At 76.4% G+C, this 3497-nt stretch carries 3 protein-coding genes and 1 pseudogene; all 4 read right to left on the reverse strand.

The window, feature by feature from the left end:
• Positions 1 to 733, reverse strand: a 733-nt coding sequence (locus JS521_RS34645) for an ABC transporter permease (RefSeq protein WP_307848005.1), incomplete at its 3' end; no start/stop codon positions are given.
• Positions 734 to 851: 118 nt separating this feature from the next.
• Positions 852 to 1697, reverse strand: coding sequence for an ABC transporter permease (locus JS521_RS34650; RefSeq protein WP_205086838.1), 846 nt, complete (start codon positions 1695 to 1697; stop codon positions 852 to 854).
• Positions 1698 to 1743: 46 nt separating this feature from the next.
• On the reverse strand, positions 1744 to 2727 hold the full coding sequence (locus JS521_RS34655; RefSeq protein WP_205086839.1) for an ABC transporter ATP-binding protein: 984 nt from the start codon (positions 2725 to 2727) through the stop codon (positions 1744 to 1746).
• Positions 2728 to 2844: 117 nt separating this feature from the next.
• A pseudogene (locus tag JS521_RS34660) lies at positions 2845 to 3497 on the reverse strand (NYN domain-containing protein); the annotation flags it as partial.

Here is a 3497-nt window from a genome sequence, read left to right on the forward strand (position 1 = left end):
CGGCCCCGCCGGCCGGCTGAGGGGCCTGTGGCGGGGGGCGGGCGGGGCCTAGGCCTCCCGACCCGGCCCCCGGCCCCGCCAGGGGCCCCTGCACCGGCCCCTGGTAATACGACCAGTCCGGCTCAACATCCCGCGGCCCGAACGCCGCCGTCAGCAACAGATGGACCCCCATCGCCGCGAACGGCCACGCCAACACCGCCACCCACACCGTGTGCAGCTCCAGCGGGGCGTCGAACGTCACGCCCTGACCGGCCTCCCGGGCCCGCCCCACCACGTCGGAGGACGGCCCCAGCCAGACGCCGACCCGCCACGCGATCAGCGAGGCGAGCAGCGCGCCCAGTGCCAGACCCACGACGACGAGGACGCCCCCGCGGCGCAGCCGCCAGAAGACGGCGGCGGCCGAGAGCGCGCCGAAGCCGATGGCCAGCAGGACGAACGTGCCGTCCGCCCCGATCGCCTCCTCGCCCTCGCTGTTCTTGAGGAAGACGGCCGTGTCGTCGGAGACCAGCGGAACGCGCGGCGCGAGCCACAGCCACAGCAGCCCGAGCGCGATGCCCGAGAGGGCGACCAGGACGGCGACGACGGCGGCCTGACGGAGCTCCGTGGCCGTGTCCGGGTCGTCCGGTGAGGACGCGAGGTGGGAGCCCGAGGGCGGGGCCTCCCAGGGATCGTGGGGGCCGGGCTGGTGAGGCGGCGTCAGAGGTGCGGTCACCGTGCCATCGTGCCAGGCCACCCTGTGAGGCGCCTCACCGGATACCGCACCCGGGCTCACCGGCCACCGCACCGCGCGCGGGCGCCGCCGAAACGGCCCCGGCCCCGGGCGGCCGACCGGACGGAGCGGGAGGAACCCCCTACCGTACGGCGGCCCGCCGGTACGCCCACGTCGCCGCGGCCAGCGAGAGAACCCCCACCACCGCGCAGATCCCGAGGAAGAAGGCGATGAGCCCCCAGTCCGGGCGGGCGTCGAAGGACCGGGCCAGCGCCTCGACCCCGTACGTCGAGGGCAGCAGGTCCCGCGCCCAGCTGACCGGCTCCGGCAGCCGCTCGGCCGGCAGCACCCCGAGCAGCAGGGCGGCGGACATCCCGAGCTGGCCCAGCAGGGTCGCCAGCTCCGGGCGCGGGGCGAGCAGCCCGAGGGCCGCGCCGAGACCGGCCAGGGCGGCCCCGGAGAGCGGGACGACGGCGGCCAGGACCCACAGATGGGTCATCGGCAGCTGGAACAGCACGCTCCCGGTGATCGCGGTGAAGACCGTGCCGGGCACGGTGAACGAGGCGTACGCGGCGGCCACCCCGAGCACCACCGCGGCGGGCGGCACGGGCAGGGTGGCGTAGTGGTCGAGCCCGCCGCTCGCCCGCAGCTGCCCGAAGTACTGGGCGAGCAGGTTGAGCGCGACGAACGCGACGACCAGGACGCTGGATCCCGCGACCACCGCGCGGGCCTCCGAGCCACCGTCCACGACGCCCCGCATCAGGATCATGATCCCGACGGACTGGAAGGTCGCCACGAAGAGCAGCGGGATGCGGGCGACGCGCGCCCGGGAGAGCTGGGCGCGGTAGACGGCGGCCAGCGAGGGCAGCAGCCGGGCGCGCGGCGCGAGGGGGGCGGTGAGGGTACGGGCGGGGCCCGTACCGGAGGATCCGGCGGGCGCGGGCAGGCCACGCGTCGCCGCGGACCTGGCCGGAATCATGCTCGTCATCTGAGGCCGCCCCCCTTCGACACGTCCGCCACGTCACTCCTGCCGCTCACGCCTTCACCAGCCCCTCGGTCGCGTCGCCGGCGTCTCCCCCGAGCGCGAGATAGACATCTTCCAGGCTGGGGGTGGCCAGGGTGAAATCGTCGAGCGCGGCGAAGGCCGCGCCGCCCGTCACCGCGGCGACCGCGGCCCGCGCCTCGTCCGGCCCGAGCCGCAGCACCCAGCGCCGCCCGGACTCCTGGGCGGAGGGCCGCAGCGCCGCCACCTCCGGGACGTCCAGCGGAGCGCGCTCGCGCCACACCAGCTCGACGCGCACCTCACCGGCGACCTTTTCCTTGAGCCCGGCGGGGGTGTCGCAGGCGATGACCCGGCCGCGTTCGAGGACGGCGACCCGGTCGAGGACGGTCTCGGCCTCGATGACGTTGTGGGTGACCAGCAGGACCGTGGCCCCGTGCTCCGCCCGGCGGCGGTCGACGGCGGCCCAGACGGCGCGGCGGGCGACCGGGTCCATGCCGGTGGTCGGTTCGTCGAGGACCAGGACGGGCCGGTCGCCGACCAGGGCGGCGGCGAAGCAGGCGAGCCGGCGCTGACCGCCGGAGAGCTTCTTCAGGGGCCGCCCGGCGATCGCGGTGAGGCCCAGCTCCTCCAGGACGGCGTCGCGCTCGGCGCGGGCCTCCTGGACGGGGAGCCCGCGCAGCCGTCCGGTGGTCTCGGCGGCGAGCGAGACGGTCAGTTCGTCGAGGGCGGTGGACTCCTGCCCCAGGTAGCCGATCAGCCGGGAGGCCCGCTCGGGGTGGCGTACGAGGTCGTGGCCCAGCACCTCGACGCTGCCGGAGTCGGGCCGCATCAGCCCGGTGAGCTGGCGGACCAGCGTGGACTTGCCGGCGCCGTTGGGGCCGAGCAGTCCGAAGATCTCGCCGCGCTCGACGTCCAGGCTGATGCCGTCCGTGGCGCGGACCTCGGGCGTCGCGGGGGCGCCGCGACGGCCCCGGGTCGCGGGATAGGTCTTGACCAGATCGCGCACCGCGCACACGGTGCCGGTGTCCCTCTGCGCCTGTGCTGTGCCCGTACTCACGAGGTATGAGGGTACGGGGTCACGGGCCCCGGTCCGCGTCCGGGGCCACTCCGGGTCGCTCCCCCGGGCGAGCGTCTACTCCCCCGCCGGTACGTGCTCGGCGGCGGCCCGCACGTCGATCTCCCGCCAGAAGCCGGCCCGGATCGCGTAGCGGTCGTGCTCGTCGATCTGGTCGTCCTTGTGGGCGAGGAGCCCGAAGCGGGCCGCGTACCGCAGGAGTTCGCCGTCGATCCGGTGCGGGATGCGCGGGTACATGGTGGAGAGTTTCTGCAGGTGGACGGTTTCCGGGAGGCGTTCCATCCAGCGGCGGGCGAAGACCTGGCCCACTTCGAAGGGGTCGCCGCCGACGGTGGTGATGTCCTCCTCCCGGTCCGCCCAGCGCTGTTCGGCGCTGGTGACCTGGGCGAGGGTCGGCAGGGACGCGGTCTCGGCCGGCTCGCCGAGCGGGCCGCCGCGCTCCACCCACCCCTTGTCGGAGGACCAGCGCAGCGTGGCGTTCGCGGGCTGGGCCGGGTGCTGGCGGTCCGGGTGCGGGGCGTGGGCGCGCAGCGCGGCCAGGTCCTTGGGCGTCGGGACGCCTTTGTGGCCCGCCGCGGGCGTGCCGGAGCCGGAGGCGGCGGGGGCGCTCTCGGCCGGCTCCGCTGAGCCGGCCCGGGCCGGGGGGGGGGGGGGGGCGCCCCCCGCCGGGGGGGGGGGGGGGCGGGGCGGGGGGGCCCCCCCGGGGCGGG

The organism is Streptomyces durocortorensis (assembly GCF_016901035.1).
Taxonomy (GTDB): domain Bacteria; phylum Actinomycetota; class Actinomycetes; order Streptomycetales; family Streptomycetaceae; genus Streptomyces; species Streptomyces durocortorensis.